This is a genomic window from Ignatzschineria sp. LJL83 (assembly GCF_054871845.1).
The window spans coordinates 25,280-43,854 of the sequence record NZ_JBTXLY010000013.1; the positions used below are offsets into that span (position 1 = coordinate 25,280).

20 protein-coding genes and 1 pseudogene are annotated in these 18,575 nt (G+C 37.5%); 19 read left to right on the forward strand and 2 right to left on the reverse strand.

What is annotated here, in order from left to right:
* The first annotated feature begins 115 nt into the window (after window positions 1–115).
* From ACYSN2_RS09085 to ACYSN2_RS09160, 16 genes and pseudogenes are all read left to right on the forward strand, one after another.
* Entirely contained in the window at window positions 116–1,699 is a 1,584-nt protein-coding gene (locus ACYSN2_RS09085) for a TerC family protein (RefSeq protein WP_461749939.1), read from the forward strand.
* Window positions 1,692–2,588, forward strand: a complete 897-nt coding sequence (gene hslO / locus ACYSN2_RS09090) for an Hsp33 family molecular chaperone HslO (RefSeq protein WP_461749940.1) — start codon at window positions 1,692–1,694, stop codon at window positions 2,586–2,588. Before ACYSN2_RS09085 ends, hslO begins: the two co-directional genes overlap by 8 nt.
* Window positions 2,589–2,926: 338 nt before the next feature.
* Window positions 2,927–3,583: a UbiX family flavin prenyltransferase gene (locus ACYSN2_RS09095; protein WP_461749941.1), complete on the forward strand. Its 657-nt coding sequence runs from the start codon at window positions 2,927–2,929 to the stop codon at window positions 3,581–3,583.
* 186 nt (window positions 3,584–3,769) lie between these two features.
* A complete protein-coding gene (locus ACYSN2_RS09100) occupies window positions 3,770–4,780 on the forward strand; it encodes an RDD family protein (protein WP_461749942.1) in 1,011 nt (336 codons plus the stop codon).
* Window positions 4,781–4,921: 141 nt separating this feature from the next.
* Window positions 4,922–5,830 (forward strand): cell division protein ZipA C-terminal FtsZ-binding domain-containing protein, encoded by a 909-nt coding sequence (locus ACYSN2_RS09105; protein WP_461749943.1) that lies wholly within the window; start codon window positions 4,922–4,924, stop codon window positions 5,828–5,830.
* A gap of 133 nt (window positions 5,831–5,963) precedes the next feature.
* Window positions 5,964–7,997 (forward strand): NAD-dependent DNA ligase LigA, encoded by a 2,034-nt coding sequence (gene ligA / locus ACYSN2_RS09110; RefSeq protein WP_461749944.1) that lies wholly within the window; start codon window positions 5,964–5,966, stop codon window positions 7,995–7,997.
* Window positions 7,998–8,307: 310 nt separating this feature from the next.
* Window positions 8,308–9,051, forward strand: coding sequence for a tRNA (N6-threonylcarbamoyladenosine(37)-N6)-methyltransferase TrmO (tsaA, locus tag ACYSN2_RS09115; RefSeq protein WP_461749945.1), 744 nt, complete (start codon window positions 8,308–8,310; stop codon window positions 9,049–9,051).
* A gap of 170 nt (window positions 9,052–9,221) precedes the next feature.
* Complete coding sequence (locus tag ACYSN2_RS09120; protein WP_461749946.1) at window positions 9,222–9,467, forward strand: hypothetical protein; 246 nt, start codon at window positions 9,222–9,224, stop codon at window positions 9,465–9,467.
* 199 nt (window positions 9,468–9,666) lie between these two features.
* The gene (locus ACYSN2_RS09125) at window positions 9,667–9,999 is read left to right on the forward strand and encodes a hypothetical protein (protein ID WP_461749947.1); all 333 of its coding nucleotides are present in this window, start codon (window positions 9,667–9,669) and stop codon (window positions 9,997–9,999) included.
* A gap of 122 nt (window positions 10,000–10,121) precedes the next feature.
* Window positions 10,122–10,253: a hypothetical protein gene (locus tag ACYSN2_RS09130; protein WP_461749948.1), complete on the forward strand. Its 132-nt coding sequence runs from the start codon at window positions 10,122–10,124 to the stop codon at window positions 10,251–10,253.
* A gap of 93 nt (window positions 10,254–10,346) precedes the next feature.
* Entirely contained in the window at window positions 10,347–10,808 is a 462-nt protein-coding gene (locus tag ACYSN2_RS09135) for a VENN motif pre-toxin domain-containing protein (protein WP_461749949.1), read from the forward strand.
* 7 nt (window positions 10,809–10,815) lie between these two features.
* Window positions 10,816–11,307: a hypothetical protein gene (locus ACYSN2_RS09140; RefSeq protein WP_461749950.1), complete on the forward strand. Its 492-nt coding sequence runs from the start codon at window positions 10,816–10,818 to the stop codon at window positions 11,305–11,307.
* Between the two features lie 180 nt (window positions 11,308–11,487).
* Window positions 11,488–11,703 (forward strand): hypothetical protein, encoded by a 216-nt coding sequence (locus tag ACYSN2_RS09145; protein WP_461749951.1) that lies wholly within the window; start codon window positions 11,488–11,490, stop codon window positions 11,701–11,703.
* 288 nt (window positions 11,704–11,991) lie between these two features.
* A pseudogene (locus tag ACYSN2_RS09150) lies at window positions 11,992–12,129 on the forward strand (hemagglutinin); the annotation flags it as partial.
* On the forward strand, window positions 12,126–12,536 hold the full coding sequence (locus ACYSN2_RS09155; protein WP_461749952.1) for a hypothetical protein: 411 nt from the start codon (window positions 12,126–12,128) through the stop codon (window positions 12,534–12,536). The pseudogene ACYSN2_RS09150 and the gene ACYSN2_RS09155, both read left to right, overlap by 4 nt.
* Window positions 12,537–12,670: 134 nt before the next feature.
* Complete coding sequence (locus tag ACYSN2_RS09160) at window positions 12,671–13,015, forward strand: hypothetical protein (protein WP_461749953.1); 345 nt, start codon at window positions 12,671–12,673, stop codon at window positions 13,013–13,015.
* A gap of 136 nt (window positions 13,016–13,151) precedes the next feature.
* On the opposite strand, the gene ACYSN2_RS09165 is transcribed toward ACYSN2_RS09160, so the two are convergent.
* A complete protein-coding gene (locus tag ACYSN2_RS09165) occupies window positions 13,152–13,505 on the reverse strand; it encodes a DsrE family protein (protein WP_461749954.1) in 354 nt (117 codons plus the stop codon).
* 218 nt (window positions 13,506–13,723) lie between these two features.
* Here ACYSN2_RS09165 and ACYSN2_RS09170 point away from each other — a divergent pair, with 218 nt between their 5' ends.
* From ACYSN2_RS09170 to ACYSN2_RS09180, 3 genes are all read left to right on the forward strand, one after another.
* Complete coding sequence (locus ACYSN2_RS09170) at window positions 13,724–13,918, forward strand: hypothetical protein (protein ID WP_461749955.1); 195 nt, start codon at window positions 13,724–13,726, stop codon at window positions 13,916–13,918.
* 149 nt (window positions 13,919–14,067) lie between these two features.
* Complete coding sequence (locus ACYSN2_RS09175; RefSeq protein WP_461749956.1) at window positions 14,068–15,381, forward strand: serine/threonine protein kinase; 1,314 nt, start codon at window positions 14,068–14,070, stop codon at window positions 15,379–15,381.
* 41 nt (window positions 15,382–15,422) lie between these two features.
* Window positions 15,423–15,635: a hypothetical protein gene (locus ACYSN2_RS09180; protein WP_461749957.1), complete on the forward strand. Its 213-nt coding sequence runs from the start codon at window positions 15,423–15,425 to the stop codon at window positions 15,633–15,635.
* Window positions 15,636–15,894: 259 nt separating this feature from the next.
* Here ACYSN2_RS09180 and ACYSN2_RS09185 read toward each other — a convergent pair whose 3' ends face one another.
* Entirely contained in the window at window positions 15,895–18,429 is a 2,535-nt protein-coding gene (locus tag ACYSN2_RS09185; RefSeq protein ID WP_461749958.1) for an ABC transporter transmembrane domain-containing protein, read from the reverse strand.
* Window positions 18,430–18,575 lie beyond the last annotated feature (146 nt).

An 18,575-nucleotide genomic window follows, 5' to 3' on the forward strand; every position in this document is an offset into this window, starting at 1 on the left:
TTTCTTATAAATTTCTTTATCAATTGACAGAAAAATTTATAGAAATTTCTTGGTAAAACAGACATCATTCAAAATATCATTATTTTAAATACCATACATTCTTAGAAGGAGAATCATGGAAGTATTTTTGGGATCTTTAGTAGATCCGTCAGTTTGGATATCGCTTGCGATACTTCTGTTATTAGAAGTGATTTTAGGCATCGATAACCTTATCTTCATTGCAATTCTTGCAAACAAACTTCCACCAAAACAGCGTAATAAAGCACGAGTTGTCGGGCTCTCATTAGCACTCATCATGCGTATTGGTTTGTTATCCGTGATGACATGGTTAATTACGTTAACAACGCCGTTATTCCACGATCCATTCTTCCATCATCCCTTCTCATTTAGGGACATTATAATGATTCTCGGCGGATTTTTCTTGATTCAAAAAGCCACAAGAGAATTACATGAACGGATTGAAGGCGAAATTGATCTTAATAATAAATCTAAAAACTATGCGAAATTCTGGCCAATCGTGGCGCAGATCATTGTTTTAGATGCTGTATTCTCATTCGATGCTGTTATTACGGCAACGAGTATCGCAGATCATCTTTGGGTGATGGTATTAGCAGTCACGCTCTCTATGGGAATGATGATCTTTGCCGCGAAATCCCTCACGATTTTCGTTCATAAGCATCCAACTGTGGTTGTGCTCTGCTTAAGCTTCCTCTTAATGATCGGTTTAACCTTAGTGGTAGAAGGTTTTGGCGTTCAAATTCCGAAAGGCTATATTTATGCCGCAATTGGCTTCTCGCTCTTTATCGAGATTATTAACCAATGGATTAATCGCAAACAAGAGAATGTTTACAATCAATATTCTCGCCGTGAAAGAACGGCAAACATGGTACTTCGCATGCTCGGCAATGAGCATGATGAAGATCATGATGAAGAAGATGGCGAAGAGAAAAAAGAGGAAGAACTCATCTTTGGGGAAGACGAGCGCAACATGGTGAGCGGCGTTTTAACCCTCGGTGAGCGAACCATTCGTTCGATTATGACGCCGAGAAATGAGATCTCTTGGATTAATCTTCAAGATTCTAAAGAGAAGCTCCTTGAAAGCCTAGAAGAGAATCCCCATAATCAGTTTCCGATATGTGATGGCGCCCTTGATAATGTAAAAGGTGTGGCAAGATCTAAAGATGTGGTGATGGATCTGATTGAGTTTGGCGAAATTCAAGAGCGTAGTATTAAATCTGTGATTTTCTCCCACCGTTCTACGAGTGTTTTGAAAATGATGGATATTTTTAGAGAGAGTAAAGCGCACTTAGTCGTTGTTACAGATGACTTTGGCGGTGTGCAAGGGGTTATCACATTATTAGATGTCTTTGAAGCGATTGCCGGTGAATTCCCTGATGAAGATGAAGGGCTTTCAGTGGAGAAAATTTCAGATGATGAATGGAATATTGATGCAGGATGCGATCTTTTATTAGTTGAGCAAACCCTTGGTATTCGCGGTCTTATTGATGAAGATGGCGATTATAGTTCGTTGGGTGGGTTAATGGTAGATCACTTTGATAGCTTGCCGACAAAAGGCGATTTCTTAGATATCGAAGGCTTTAGATTTACGGTATTGGATGTAGACGATAAGCGCATTCTCATGGTCAATGTCAAAAAATTAGAAGAATTTGATGATAATAACGAGGAAAAACATGATTAATACAACTGATAAAACCGTAGATCATTTAGATCGCTTTCTATTTGATAACTTACCGATTCGTGGCGAGAGAGTATTGCTTGAGCATACTTGGCGTGAGCATTTAGTGCGCCGTAATTATCCTAAAAATGTCGAAAAACTCTTAGGCGAACTCATTGCAACGACTGCACTTTTAGGCGCAACCATTAAAATTGAAGGCCGTTTAACGGTACAAATTCAAGGAAATGGTCCTGTGAGCTTATTAGTGGTGCAAGTGAATCATCTTCACGGTATTCGTGCAACCGCTAAAATTGATGGCGATGTCGAAGGTTTAGAAGGGCTTGAAGCACTTTGTGGAGAGGGACATGTTGTGATCACGATTGATGCGGATCATTTCAAACAACCATATCAAGGCGTTGTCTCTTTAACAGAAAAATCTATCGCAAAAGTGATTGAAGCATACTTTGAAAGTTCAGAGCAATTGCCGACAAGATTATTCTTAGCAACATCAGATCAAGCAGCTGCGGGCTTAATGATTCAAAGATTGCCGGGAGAAATTCATGATGAAGATCTCTTTAATCGTGCGATTTTATTAGCCGAAACAGCAACGCCGGAAGAGCTTTTAACACTTCCAACCACAGAGCTTCTCTATCGTCTGTATGAAACAGATGAAGAGCTTGCGGTGCGTATTTTTGAGCCGGAGTTATATCATTTTGAATGTAATTGTTCGAAAGAGCGCTCTTTAACCATGCTTTACCATTTGGGCGAAGATGAGCTAAAAGAGATCATTGAAGAGCAAGGTGGAACGGTATTTGTAGATTGCGAATTCTGCGGAAAACGTTATCTCTTTACAGAGCAAGATGTGGACTTCTCGCTCTGCACGCCGGAAGAGCAAGCAACTCAAAATGCTTAAACGTTAGAAAATAGAAAGAGCGTTCTATGAAGGGGGATGAATATCACTTCTTCATGGAACGCTTTTTTGTTAGATGAGTTTTTGGAGTTATCGTGTTTGGTGGTTTTGTTAAAATTAACCAAAGTATTAGTCAAAGTTTTAAAAAACATTCATAAAATGGCCTTTGTTCTTAGAAGGGCTGATATGTGGCGGGAGGGAAAGTTTGCATTTTTCCATAAATCTCACGCCCGCAGTTCAAGGCTTTTAGTTCGTAACTTGAATGAATAGATGTTAGATAATGAGGAAAGGGTTAAACTCCTTGAAAGCAGATCCGTGATTGAGGATAGAGAAGGTCGAAGATGAATAATCAACAATTTGAAATACCCACAAAACCTTATCGAGAGCGAGATAGAGTCACTGTTGCGCTCTCCGGCGCATCTGGTGCGCAATATGGATTGAGATTGATCGAGGTTTTAGTGAGCCGAGGTTATCCTGTCAATGTGCTCTTAACAAATGCCGCTCTGATGGTACTTGCCCTTGAGATGGAGATTCAATTGGGAAGCTCATTAAGCGAGCAGAAAAAGCGTTTAATGACACGATTCTCTATTACAGATGAAGATCTCCTTCGAATTTATAGCGAGAAAGATTGGACATCGCCGATGGCTTCTGGCTCGAATACATCTTACGCAATGGTGATTTGCCCATGTTCCATGGGAATGCTTGCAGCGGTTGCGACAGGGCAGTCGAATAATCTCATTGAAAGAGCTGCGGATGTGATGATTAAAGAGCGTAAAAACTTAATGCTCGTGGTGCGAGAAGCGCCATTTAATCAGATTCATTTAGAGAATATGCTTACACTTAGCCGCATGAATGTCATTATTATGCCGGCAAATCCTGGGTTTTATCATCAGCCGAAAACAGTAGAAGATATTATTGATTTTATGGTGGCAAGGATTTTAGATCAGCTCTCAATCCCTCATGATTTAATGCAACGTTGGGGTGAGAAAGAAACATAAGCGTAATATTGAATGAGATTAAATATTGATTGGGTAGAAGAAGATAGAAAATATTAAGAACATTGCTCCAATAAAATATTGCTTCATAGATATTTATGGCGATTTAAGATAATGTGCAGTGATTCAAAATTAGATGCCAATATTCGAAGTAGCGAAAAGTGTAAAAGTTAAACAGTTAGGAAAGTCATGACTCAGACGAATCAAAATCATAATGAACATCAAGAACAATATTGTGTTCGTTTTTTAGGGGAAATGTTGCCGGGATATTCGAAAGAAACGGCCATTATTAATGTCGCAACTGCCTATAATGTTGCGCCGGAAGAGATCGCAAAGTGGTTTGCAGAAAACGGTGTTACCTTAAGAGAAAAAGCGAGCAAGGAAGAAGTCAAAGGGCTTGAGCGCTTTTTTAATCAGCACGGAATGCGCCTTGCTATTACGGTGTTAGAAGTTGAAACCTCATTTGCACCGCAAATTGATAGCTTAGTGCCACCGGCAACAACGTCTGATGCACAAATTACAAATGGCGATTATCCTAGAAATGAATCCTCTGATGCTGGTCAGGATCACTTGCAATCAGATAAAAAAGTAACCGCAGAAGAGCTCGGGATAACGCTCCAAAAACTTCAGGAAACGTTAGTCGGTAAAGAATTAGCAAAATTTATGCCGGCGCCTCTTTGGAAGCGAACATTGGCTTTTATTATTGATTATCTAACGTTGTCATTTCTCTCATTAATTGCCATCTATATTTTAGGATCTATTGGCATTATTGATAGTTCGGCATTTAAAGAATATTTCGCGATGGCTGAAAGTAGCTTATCGACACAAGAGCTTCTCATGAACCCTGACTTAGAGCCGATTGTGGTTGAGATGATGAAGACGCTCAATATTTGGGTAAGCCTGATTTTTATTCTCTATTTTGGATTGCAAGAACGTTATTACGGCGCAACCCTTGGAAAAAGAATTTTTAATATGCGCGTTTATAATATGCAAACAGGAGTATATCTCTCTTGGAATTGCGTCATTAAACGAACGTTTCTCTTTTATCTAGGATTTAACTTTTTAGCGGGAATCCCGGTCATTGGGGGAATACTCTTCCTCATTAGTATCCTTTGGGTTGTGAGAGACCCGCGTTATCGCCGTACATTATATGATATTATTTCAGGAACAATTGTTGGATCGACAGGAAATAAGCCTTAATAACTCAGAAATAGTTGTGTAAGTTGCAGTAAAAAAAATAAAATTAAGGTAATATCTACAAGAAGAAAGATTTCTATCGATTCAAGCTGTTTCATGGCCTTTTTTAACAACAATAATAAGTAGTAGGAAGATAAAACTATTATGATCATCGTATATATTTTAATCGGCATCGTGCTTATTGTGGCTGCAGTCTATTGGATGCGCCTTGAGAAAAATAAGGTCGAAGATGATGTGGCTGATAAAGTCGAGCCTGATTTGCATAGCCTATTTGATGAAACGCCTATTTCAAAGGATGAGTCGTTAGAGCATAAAGATTCATCTCAACCATCAGAAGCAACGATTGATCATGATGATTTAGCGTATCGACCTAAAAGCCAAGAAGAAATCGCACCAGAACCTGTGCAACAAACAATGTTTTCAGAACCTGTAGAAGAAGTATTAGCAGAACCTGAGCCTTTCGAAGAACGATCTGAAGAATCACATAAAAAAGAAGGGTTTCTTCAGAAAATATCCGGGTTATTTCGTGGTAAGCAGTCTGATATGGCAGTTTATAGCGATGATGGAAATCTCATGCGACCGGCGGCTGTTGAAACAATTGCCCTTATTTTAAGTGCTGCGCCAGATCAACCTTATAGTTTTAAAGAGGTTTTAACCGTTGCGCATGAACTCAATCTACAAGTGGAAAATGGCGGATTTATTCAGCTGTTAACAACAACACATTACGGCGATGAACCAATGTATTCCATCGGGCATCTTTTAGGTGATGGAACGTTTGATGAAAATCTTGTGCGTCATCATTTAGATGATACAACGCCGGGATTAATCTTCTTCTCCAAAATCCCAGGACCCGATCCTGATATCAGTACCATTGAACAACTCTTAGCCGGTATTCATCATTTTAGTTCGGTATTAGGCGGAAAAATCTTAGATTCGAATCAAAGAGTGATGAGTAAAGATGATTTGATTGCGCTATTTCATAAAACAAACAAGCTCGATAGCGAAGAGTGGGAAAAAGCCTATGAAGCTTACGAAACTCGTAATCGTGAATAGAATTTTTGAAATTTCTAGGATCGGCTACGGGAATTCCTGAGCGAGATTCATGGAAGAGATTCGAGAGAAAAAGTGCTATTATCTGATAGCACTTTTTTTTGTGTCTTTCACATTATCAGTAAGAGGAATCAGCGTGAATCAATCTATAAAAGATCGTATGGAATTTTTGACGAAAGAGATTAATCGTCTTAATTATAATTATCATGTGCTTGATGAAACGTTGATTCCAGATCATGAATTTGATCAGCTTTTTCAAGAATTAAAAGTGCTAGAAATCGCCCATCCTGAATTTAAAGATCTCAATAGTCCAACTGAAAAAGTGGGCGGAAAAGTGTTGACAGGATTTACCGAAGTTCGTCATGAACGTCCAATGCTTTCTCTCGATAACGCCTTTAATGAAGCGGATTTAGTGAGCTTTCATGAACGAATTTTGGAGCGTTTAGGCGGTAATATCACGACAATCGAATATTATGCCGAGCCAAAACTCGATGGTTTAGCGGTGAGCATTATTTATGAGAATGGAATTTTAACGCAAGCGGCAACTCGCGGCGATGGCGTTGTTGGGGAAGAGATTACAGAAAATGTCCGCACGATTCGAAGCCTTCCGCATAAGCTTCAGGGCAATTTTCCTGAGCGTTTAGAAGTGCGCGGGGAAGTGTTTATGCGTAAATCTGTCTTTGAAAAAATTAATGAAAGACAGCTCAAAAGAGGACAAAAGCCTTTTGCCAATCCTCGAAATGCCGCCGCAGGTTCTATTCGTCAATTAGATTCTAAAATTGCCGCAGAAAGGGAACTCAGCTTCTATTGTTACGGCGTGGGTTTATACGAAGGTTTGCCGGTAACGATTGAGAGTCATTCACAGTGGCTAGAATATGTCGAAACGCTCAGCATTCCTGTTTCTCCGCTGAATCAAAAGCTCGATACACTTCCAAAACTGAACCAATATTATGAAGAGATGGAAGCGGCGCGGGATGCACTTCTGTTTGAGATTGATGGGGTTGTGATCAAAGTAGATAATCTTCTGCTTCAAGAGCGATTAGGCTTTGTTTCTCGCTCGCCACGATTCGCCATTGCCGTGAAGTTTCCGGCGATGGAAGCAAGAACGCAGTTATTAGATGTCGATTTCCAAGTCGGCAGAACGGGTGCAATTACGCCGGTTGCAAGATTAGAACCTGTGGAAGTGGGCGGTGTTGTAGTATCAAATGCCACGCTCCATAACCAAGATGAAATCGCCCGATTAGGCGTGATGATTGGCGATGAAGTGATGATTCATCGTGCCGGTGATGTGATCCCGAAAGTGATTCGAGTTGTGGTTGAAAATCGAGATGAAACATCAGTACGTGAGATTATTTTCCCGACAAATTGCCCCATTTGCGATTCGCCAATTATCCGTTTAGAAGGAGAAGCCATTGCGCGTTGTAGTGGTGGTTTAACGTGCGATGCGCAAAAGTTAGAAGGTTTAAAACACTTTGTGTCGAGAACGGCGATGAATATTGACGGCGTTGGTGGAAGATGGCTCGAAGTATTACTGCAAGAGAAGGTCATCGATTCGATTGCCGGACTCTATCATCTACAAAAAGGGCGTCTGCTTGAACTTCCAAGAATGGGCGAAAAGTCCGCAGAAAAAATGCTCGCAAGTATTGAAGGTAGTAAACAGCCGGCATTTTCAAACTTCATCTATGCGCTCGGCATTCGTGAAGTGGGGGAAGCAACGGCAAGAACGTTAGCAAATCATTTTGCAACATTATCGGACTTGATGAAAACAGATGAAACGGCATTAATTCAGCTAGAAGATATTGGTCCGATTGTGGCAAAACGCATCGTAGATTTCTTTGCATTACCGCATCATCAAGCGCTCGTACAAGCCTTATTAGATGCCGGCATTGAGATTCAATATCCTGCAAAAATAGATACAACAAATAGTGATTCTCTGCCACTTTTAGGCGAAACATGGGTCATTACCGGCACACTATCCAAATATGATCGTAATGAAGCAAAAGACAAACTCATGGCGCTCGGTGCAAAAGTCACAGGTTCTGTTTCGAAATCCACGACAAAACTCCTTGCCGGCGAAAAAGCAGGTAGCAAATTAGCACAAGCAGAAAAACACGGCGTGATTGTGGTAAGTGAACCTGAATTCTTAGCATTATTCGGAGAAACTTTATAAGATTTTATTCAGATAGGAATTGAGAAATCGTGATTTCGGTTTAATCATAAAAGCTCAATATTGCTGGCGCGGGATAATGAGAAGCATGTAAGCATTCGAACCGGCAATGATTCAGCCTATATTTGTCATTGGATTTTCTTAAACCGATTTCAACTGTAAAATCATAAAAACTCAATATTGCTGGCACGTAATAATGACAAGCATGCAAACATTCTAGCCGGCAATGATTCAGCTTATATTTATTATTGAATTTTCTTAAACTGATTCCATCAATTTTACTAAATACCGATACCGGCGAAAAAGGCAGATCATGGATAACTCTGAAAAACAGACGAAAACAATTGAAGCAATTGCCATTATGGAAGGCTGTTTTCCTGAGAAGTTTGGGATTCCTCGGCAAGCCGGCATTGCGAAATCTGCTCGGGGAATGATTCGATTATTACCGCCTTTTAATCATGAAAATTACCTGCACGGATTAGAGCTTTCAAGCCATATTTGGCTCACTTTTGGCTTTCATCAAAACCATTGGAATGGCAAAGCAACGGTTCGTCCGCAAAGATTGGGTGGAAATGAACGCATGGGCGTATTTGCCACAAGAAGCTCATTTCGTCCTAATGGTTTAGGTTTATCTGCCGTAAAGATTGAGAAAATCCATTGGGAGCAAGGCATCATCGAGGTTTCAGGGCATGATCTGATGGATGGCACACCAATTTACTGCATTAAACCTTACATCCCTTTTTCCGATTCTATTCCAGATGCCGTAAGTCATTTTGCTTCCGAAAAACCGGAAGATTATACGGTACTCTTTAGCCAAGAAGCAAAAGCGCAGTTAGCGCATTATGAAGCGGAAACGCCGTATCTAGAAACGCTCATCACAGAAGTGATCGGACAAAACCCCAAACCACAATTTCATCAAGATCCCAAACGCATTTACGGCATTCGCTTAAAATCATGGAATATCCGTTTTAAAACAGCGGAAGAAGCGGATCTGTTATCGATGAATACAGATCTTTCAAAAGCAAGTATTCTGGTTTTATCGGTAGAAAAGGTTTGATATCGTAAAATATTAATATCCCAAACTAAATATGGTTCTACACTGTTTATTTATGGTAGGAAAAAATTCTACTTATGATTGGTATTATTTTTGGAGAGGATTACAGCTCTTTCTCGGGAGTTTTATATCCTAAGAAACCTAAATAGGTAAAAATAATAGTAGAGGAATATATGATAAAAGATGATTTTACACTAGATTATTTTAGTGATGTAAATAGAGAAGAAGTCATGCTTGAAATATCTTACAAAGGGCAAATGTTGTGCCAGCTAAATAAAGAAAAAGGAGTAAATAATATTGAAATAGAGTTTTACCCTTTTATCAGAACGTCATTAGAGGAATTAGAAAATATGAAATTTTCTTTAGAATTATTTTTAGAAATTCTAGAAGAAGCAAAAGATGCATTAATAAAAGCTTAGGGTTATAAAGAAATCCAGAAAAAGCGAAAGATTGGGAAAATGCCGGTCTTCTTAGATCACTATTTGTTGCAGAAGAGTTAACACTTATGACGCAGATTTAAATTTTATTAAGGATTAATGACATGTTTGATATCAAAATAGAAGATGAGAAGAAAATTTTATACGAAGAGGAAGGTTTTTTTGGAGAAATTATTTTTTCTTGCCAACTTCCTATTGGACAGTAGAGCAATATAAAGAATCTTGGAAAAGAGCGATAGATTTAGGGGTGTTAAATAATAACCCTACTGTTCTGGCTGTTTCTATGAGAGACCCTGAATTTATGAACTTTATTTTTACGTGGGTACTTTATCCTGAGAATGGTAGGGTATTTATTCAAAATACTATTTTATTTAAAGAGGAAATTAAGGATTTTCAGGTTGAGAATATTAATAGTTATATTGGAACTCGAGAGACTATAAATGAGAATGGCGATAAAATTTCAGAGCGGGAGGCCTCTAAAGAGGATATTCTAAAATTTAGAAAAGGATTATAATTTTGATTAATTTGTAGATTTCACTATCTAAAATAGCTGCGCAAGGGATTCAAACGGATCTCACTAGAGAAACAGCTGATGCGAATAGTGGTGCGATTGAGAATGTATTTGATCGAGAGAAAGTGCAAGCGGAGATTGATCTTCAAGTCAAAGTCACGCAGCAGTTTGACCGAACATGGCAAGATTCAAAGCTCCTAATTAATACTGAAATTGAACGTCTTAAAAAAGAGGACCCAGAAGCGGCTAAAAAATGAGAAAATGCCGGTCTTCTGCTCGACATCATTGCCGGCGGTTTATCAAGTCCCGGTGAAGGGATTTTAGGTTCACTAGCGGGTGCTGCAAATCCTGTGATTGCACAAACGATTAAAGGGTTGGTAAATGATGAAACGCTTAAAAATGGTGGAATTGGGCATATTCTCGCTCACGCAGTTGCCGGAGCGGCAATGGCTGCGGCAAATGGTGGTGATCTTTTATCTGGTGCGATCAGTGCCGGCGGCGCCGAAGCGTTAGCACCCATCATCGCAGAATTTCTCTATGGTAAAGGCAAAACTCCCGAAGACTTAACCGCAGATGAGAAAAACATCTTAAGCGCAATCGTCGGTATTCTCGGAACTGATGCCGGCGCATTAACAGGTGATAGTGCCATTGATGCCGTAATCGGTGATAGTGTTGCGACTAATGCAGGAGATAAAGCAAAGCCTTATACAGATTCTAAACTTTTAATACAAGAATTAATAAGTACTAAAACACCAACCTTAGATCCTCAAGGAATATCAGCTTTACACTTTTTATTCACGACAGGAAAATAAAAACAGTATGAGTAAAATATTTTTCAAGTATAAAAAAGCTCAAGAACCGATTTTGGGAAAACTAATATATTACATGGATGAACATTCTATGGACTTTATCCTTGATGCTAAAAACGATACTTTTGGTGAGAGTGGGTTGATATCTCTCACTATTAATACGCTTCAAATTGAAGTTGATTTAAAAAGTGGCAGACTGATTTATCCATGGGGCTTTTTTCCATTAATTAATATTAATGAAAAAGTATTAGATATTCCTCAGCGAGGTTATGGGGATATATTCATAAATAATCAGGAAGATGATTTTATCTCAGGAGTATCCGTTAGATTTCCAAATTTTGAAGTTAGGGAATTATGTAGAGTTTCTCAAACAGATTGGATATTTATAGGTAATGTTGATGAACTGCAAGATTCATATTCTATTGAATTTGCACAAAATGTTATAGCTACATTAAAGAATAATAAGATTGTTGCTTTTTGGTTTTGTCCGACAAATAGTTAAAAGCCCAGCAGATATGAACAGATTGGGTAGAGAGATCCTAGCAGATATTATTACTTTCCCAATATTACTATTAAGTCAGGTAATCGTTTTAAACGGTTATGATATTATTTCACCTTATGAGATGGGAGCAAGATTTGACTTAAATGGTAATTTTAAAGGATTTTTGGAGCCGCCTAAGAAATGATAAATACTAACTTAGTAATTAAATTAGCTAGCGATGCTGAATATGAGCAGTTGATAGTTGAAATATGTTTTTTAGATCAATATATTGCATTTTTACATCAAGATAATGGTGAAAATGATGTCCGTATATCATTTGCTAATGATCTTAACGATATCAATCTTGATCAATTAATGGAGGCTTTGGATAAGGCTAAAAAAGAGTTATTAAATTAATTTTGATAGTAGATTTAATTCTCAATAATGTTGATATCAAAGCGGCATCTTTGCCGGCGATGATGGTTTCCAAGTAAAGGTGGATGGTTATCTCAAGATGGGTTGGTATTATATTTGGATTATAGTGCAAATGAAGAGCGTTTAATTTACCGTACTGATTGTGAGTATTTGTAATCTCCCATAATAAAAGACATACCTTCAGTGGGGTTTTCTCTTATAGATAAAGGTGATGAGATTGTTTATTTCTGTAATCGGTAACTGTTTGATATTTGTGTAAAAATTAGGCTGTTTTATTTGAGTGGAAAACATAAGGATCATATAGAGGTTTTTGATAAGCGGGGTAATTTTAGATTTGTATTAAATTTAGATGGTTCTCGTAATAATAAGAAAACCGAAGCAGGAAAAGGAAGAAGGTTACCAAAATGAATGTAGATATTGAATTTGAAGAAATTAAAAAATTAATTGTATTGGTTGCTGAATGGCAAGGGGTTTTGAAGGAAGATTTAATTCAAGATTGGAGTATTGATTATAAGATCGATTTAAACGAAGAATTTAATAGTATTGTAAAAGATCTTTTTCAGGAGATGAAATTACTGACTCAAGCACGAGAGAAAGAAGATGATTTAACAGCGTTGATTGCTATTATTGGAGCTAAAGTTAAATCTCAAAGCTTAATGAATTTTTTTATAGATATACATGATGATATAGAGCGACTAATGTGGGGGGATGAATTTGTTGGTAAATGGCCGTCAATACCAGAAGAGTATAAAATCCCAGAGGATTATGATTATAAAGATACAAATAAACCTTATAGTGAACAAATTAAATTTTAATATTTCTTAGATTCCAGTATTAAGTACGACACTTATTATATATAAAATATGGAATTTAAAATTTCAAGAAAAAATGCATACTACAAATAGGACATATTCAGCCAACAAGAAAAAATAGAAATAGGTTTTGAGTTATGAAAGAAGAAGAGCTAAGAAAAAAAATTTTAGAATATCATAGGGTTTCATCCTCTATAAATTTAATTTTAATTTCATATCAGGATGATATAAATAATATTTTTTTAAAAATAAAATTATCAGGTTATCTGGAAAGTGAATGCTTGTTTGATAAGTTGTTTTATATTCAAAAACTTCTATCAGAAATTAAATATAAGTATAAATACAATTTTAGTAGGGTTTTTGATAACTTTATTTATTTTTTTGATAGAGATGATGAGCACTCTCGTAAATTTCTATATAAAAAGCTTCAAGACAGTACCAATTTAGGAATGAATATGAGTTTTTTTGAAACCCTAGAGTAGTTAAACCTGAAGATATTCGGATAATTAGCCTCTTATTTGAAGCATCTTTGCCGGCGATGATGGTTTCCAAGTAAAGGTGGATGGTAATACGCACCTTTCAGGCGGAGTGATTGTTGTGGTTTAAATGATTTTTAGATTACGGCTTCACATACGCAAATCCTGCTTGCTGATATTCCACTAACGCAATAATCGCTACCGGCGTGATGTCGATGTTTGATGGATAATCAGCATTGTTGAGGGATTCTTGTGAAATATCTTGCCCTTTCAGAGAATTATTACAGGCGAAAAATTGCAGGTTTTCGTGAGCGAGAAGATGGATTTGCTCTCGAATGCCAGCATCAAGATACCCTTTTACGGCACCGGCATTGGCGATGACTGCGATTTCAAAAGAAGCGTGATTTTCCTGTAAGGAAGCAATGGCATTTTTGACATTATTAAGTGCCATTTGCCATCTTTCTACATCACTAATATGTAATACGAGCTTGAACATGATCAATCCTTTTAGTTTTAAGAGATAACTTTTACAAAGTTCTTTTTGCTGAAAGGCTCTAGTTTACGAAATCAGCAAAGAGATTGTCATTTCTTTTCATGAGTAATTTCAGTTACATTATATTTAATAAGTGTTTATATTTATAATCAAATGTTTATTTCTTAAAATAATGATATAATGTTATCACTTTAGTAAATAGTCATACGAGGTTACCAAAGATGACAAAGAAAATTGAGTTAAAAGATTTATCAATTAATCATTTTGATAGAGTTTTAAAAGTAGAAGAGATTAAAGGTGGCGGTAGAGAGATTTGCTACTATGATTCATCAGGTTCTTATACTTGTACTACAGAATCCACTACTACTTATTACAAGCGCAGACGCAGAAATAATCGTCGTTATGACCGTTGGTAAATTCAAGTAATATAGAAGAAGGCTTTTAAAGCCTTCTTTTTTATTTGGCAAAAATTCATGAAAATTTTGTAACGTATCTTGGATAGATATTTAAAATCTATTAGGGCGAATCCTCATCATCAATCACTATAATAATGGAAGATTATCAGATGGTACTTCAAACAAAGACGCTTCAAAAATTTATTAAAGCGGTAGATTTTACGCTAGAGAAAGTCGAAAGATCGGATGATCAAACCTACTTTTTGGTGCGAGATACGTTATATCAGCGTTCTTACAAAGTGAATGAGAGTATCTATCAGTTTTTAACATTATTGGAATCGGCATTCACGTTAGAGGAAATTTTTACCCATTTAGGTATTGCTGATATTCATTCGGAAGAAGCGTTGTCCTTTTTGCAGTTTTTTGAAGATCTTCAAGAGAAAGAATTGATTGTGACAGAGGAACATAATGAGCATATTAAAACATCGTTAGAAACCTTCACGCTTCCGGATGTGAATCTTCCACAGTTTGAGATATTGAAAACCTTCAAACATACGATTTCGCTTTTTGTAGGATTGGTGCGTTTCGTTGATCCGCTTCAAAATAAATCTCTTGGAATAGAGCAAGAAACAACGATAGACACACAGCCCTTTATCGTTAAGAAATTGCTATTTAGAGAAACGATTACTGAAGAGGAAAAGAGAGGGGATTGGCAGATTTTTGAACAAGAAATCGCATTGATGAAAGAGCTGGAACCCTTTCATAATTTCCCGAAGCTTCTTTTTTATAATGCCGAAGAATATCTCATGGCGATTGAATATATTGACGGCGTGGGCGTTCATAAATATGTTCAAACTCAGCAATTAGATTTGGCATCTCGCCTGATTTTGATTGAAAAAATCCTACAGATATTTGTAGAGCTAGAATCCATCGGTATTATTCACGGCGATATTCATGCGAGCAATATTTTGGTAGATACCTTCGGAAAGCCTTATTTAATCGACTTTGGCTTATCGAATCATACGGAGATTGCCGGCAATGAAGTGATTCGAAAAGGTGGCGTTTATCTCTATTTACCGCCGGAGCGAATTTCAGATCAAGCCTTTAAGATTATCAATCAAGAGCGCGCGGATATTGTCAGCGAAATTTATCAGATGGGCGTTTTGATCTATCTTATTCTGTATCATCAGTTTCCTTTTGAAGCGCTCACTTGGAGCGAGGTTTCAGAGAAAATCTTGAATGAATCGCCGGCATTTCCATTGCAAATAGATCATGGGAAAAGTAATCAAGTAAAAAGAGATCACGACGAATTTGATGAGCGTGAAATAAATTCCAGAGAAGCATTACCTTCCGGCATTATTGAACTGCTTCAAAAGCTTCTAGAGAAAAATCCGCAGAAAAGACCACAAAGCTTTTCAGCGCTGTTGGCAGAATGGCAACAAGCAATATTGCCGGCAATGAATGATGAGAAACCTTTAGAGTAAGTATTTCATGATCTTTAAAGGTTGATGCAAAACGGGGTGTCATGCTTGCAGTTTTTGAACAATTGCATGCCCGCAATAAGAGGCTTTTTGAGCGATTGACGAAAGGATTTTCAGAGTTTCGGGGAAGTTTTAAATTCAAAAGTGATGTGATCCTATTTCGGCTTAAAGCTCTAAAAGGATTGATACTGCTGGTGCGGGATATTGAGAAGAATGCAAACATTCGATCCAGCCATGAATCAGCTCTGATTGCATAATTAAACTTCCTAAACTGACTTTACGATTAGTTTTCAGGATTTTTTACTGCGGGCTCGGTATATTGAGAAGAATGCAAACATTCGATCCAGCCATGAATCAGCTCTGATTGCATAATTAAACTTCCTAAACTGATTTTACGATTAATTTTCAGGATTTTTTACTGCGGGCGCGTGATTTGAAAATATATGCAAGTATTCTCTCCCGCCATGAATCAGCCTGTTTTTATCATTAAACTTCCCAAACTTTCTAAATTGACCATTACAAAACCCATTCTTGCGTAAATTGAATGTGTTCAATATCTTCATGAGAAATGATGATAAAGGTGCGATCAATGGAATTCAGATAGTTTTCAATACGTTTTCTAGAATCCGCATCAATGCCGGAAAGCACTTCATCTAAAATCACAATCTCCGCAGGATGAAGGAGCGCTCGAAGCAGTAAAATCTTTTTGCGTTGTCCTGTTGAGAGATTTTTACCATTTTCACTAATCATAAAATCCAAGCCTTCTTCATGGGATTCCACTAAAGACGTAAGCGTGAGAAGATCAAGCATTTCGGCAATCTTTTTAGAGGAAACCTCTCTGCCAAAAGTGACGTTATAACGGAACGTATCGAAAAATAACGTATCTTCATTACTGACTAAAATGCTTTTCTCTTTGAGCGCATCATAATCATATTCGGTATGCGCTTTGCCGTTAATGAGAAGCTCGCCACTTAACGGCGGATATAAGAAGGCGAGGATTTTACAAAGCGTGGTTTTTCCCGAACCATTAGCGCCAATCAGGCGGATTTTATCGTGTTGATGAATCGTGAAATTAATGGAATCTAATGCTTTTTTATCCAGCCGATAGCGATAAGAAATATCTTTTAATTCGAGAGATTGAATGGGCTCAAGCGTGTGAATAGGATTGATTGTGCCACGCTGATGAGCGGAATTATGATCGTGATTGCTATCGTGATTATTGGCAATAATGCCGGGAGAAAGTGAATGATTAGAAGTTTCCGTATTCGGAGAAGCTTGAGTTTCTTCCTCCGATCTTTCTTCAAAGGCAAAATAACGCTGTAAGATAATTTGGTTTTCTTGAAGTGAGAGATTCTCTTCTAATAGCGCACCTAATGATGAAAATACCTTGCCGGAAAGGGCGATATAAGTGATCACTTGTCCCGTTGTCATGAGATCAAATGTGACGGCTTGATATGCCGAAATCGTCATAATTAAAATAGTGGCGATAATGGAAATCAGTGAAACCACAAGGCGATTGACGAGATCTGTTTTTTTAGAACGAACGCCGATAGCGAGTAAGTTTTCAATATTCTCACGGATTTTCTTAGAAAAATGATGCTCAAAACGTCCACTTTTTAGGGTTTGAATGCCATCTAATTTTTCAAACATACGAGAGAAAAAATCTGCCTTTCGTAAAAAACGGGTATGTTCATTTTGCTGAAGGTAGGGCGTAATAATATAAAACCAAATGATATAGAGAATAATCACGGCAATGACGATAAACGTGAGCTTCCAATCGAGCCAAAATAGAATCGCTAGCGTATAAATCACAATAAAGCTATCCATTAACAGGTTCGTGAAAAAGCGCATAAAGAACGATTTCAGACGCGTGGAATCATTCAGCCGTTCGGTTAAATCGCCTTTTTTATAGCTCTGAATATAGCTCAAAGAATAATCATTGAGTTTTTGATCAAACTTCACGAGAAATATCTCATCAATGGCTTTCGATAAAATAATGCCGAGCCAAGATTTACTTAGCGACATAATCAAATTGAGAAGCTGATAAAAGAGCACGCCGATGCCAAATGCCAGAATCACGGCGCTATTTTTATTCACGAGAATATGATCAATTAAATATTGATTGATAAAGACAGAAAGCTGAATAAAAGAGCCGGCAATGACCACCATTAACAGGTAATAACCCCAGATTTTTTGATACTTTCCAAGCTCCGTAAAAAGTTGCCAATAGATATTTTTGGAAGCAGGTTTTTCTGTTTGAAGTTGGTGGATTTTCCGGTTTAAAGCGGATTGATCATCAATTTTCACCGTTAAAATCACCGGCGCACGGAGCTTGATGGTTTCCTTTTTCAAAGTTGTTGTACGAAAGGATTTGGGCAGATGTTTAATCTCTTGATTAAAGATCAGATCGTGTAGAAATGCTTTTTCGCTGTTGAAATCTTTAAAACCAAAAGATTCCTTCATATAGAGAAAGTAAGTTGCCGAATTGAATAGATCCGTGAGCGATTGCACTTCTAGTGCTTTTTTCAAAGGAATATCATATTCATGAAGAAGCGGTTCCACGAGCGCCGTGATTTTTTCGGTGGTTGAGAGATATTCAAGCTCACTTTCCCCTAAAAAAGCCATCTTTTTAACTTCCGAAAAAGTGCTCCAATAGGGAGATTTTACGGCAGGATCGAGGATTTTTACTTTGCCATTTTTCACTTGCTGAACAACGACAAAGTGAATCTCTTTTTTACGTTTTACCGGCAATATAAATGGCGTTAAAGCTTGGTAATAGGCATTGTCTGTGAGATTGAGATCGAGCAGTTTATAATCGGCTTCAAAATGATGCGCTTTAAAAAACTGGGCAATATCTTCCAGATGTGTGCCTTGAAAATCGATTTCGATCGATGATTCAATATATTCTCTCGGAAGATCCACTTTTAAAATGTTACAGATCGTCTTTACGGCACTAATACCGCAATCATTATGTTTTCGTTGATGATCTATTCTGTTTTTAAGCACGGAATCCCCAAAGTCAGAGCTGGTTACAAGCGTTAAGCGTTTCATACGAGGGCTTTATGGAGCCCCCATGAATTCTTATCAATGAGTGTATTATAAGATAAATATATTTATTAATAGTTTTATATTCGCTTTATGTTTTTTGTATTATTTTAGCTGTTGGCTTGTAATGAGTGCTTTCCGTTATAGCGTTC